Below are 232 nucleotides of genomic sequence, written 5' to 3'. Positions count from 1 at the left end.
CACGTAGGCTTGCGGCTGGGCCAGCCATTCCGCCGTATGCTGGGTGTAGAGCAGGCCCGAACCGCCGAACACGGCCAGCAGGACGCAGGCGCCCAGAAGCCCGGTGATGGCGGTGAACTCGGCCGCGCCCACGACCGGCGGCGGCGCATCTTCTTCACGCACCCAGATGGCGCCCACGCCAAGCCGCGTCAGACCGATCAGCGCGCCCAGGCTGGACAGGGACAGGAAGGCG

General features: G+C 70.7%; 1 protein-coding gene. It reads right to left on the bottom strand.

Annotation, left to right across the window (positions count from 1 at the left end):
- On the bottom strand, positions 1-232 hold a 232-nt coding region (locus ACM0OT_RS23870), incomplete at both ends, for a hypothetical protein (RefSeq protein ID WP_414566853.1).

It is taken from the genome of Anabaena sp. CCY 9613 (assembly GCF_963920895.1).
Lineage (GTDB): Bacteria > Cyanobacteriota > Cyanobacteriia > Cyanobacteriales > Nostocaceae > Cyanocohniella.
Note: the sequence above shows the minus strand (reverse complement) of the source record. Positions and strands in the feature narration are given on the sequence as shown.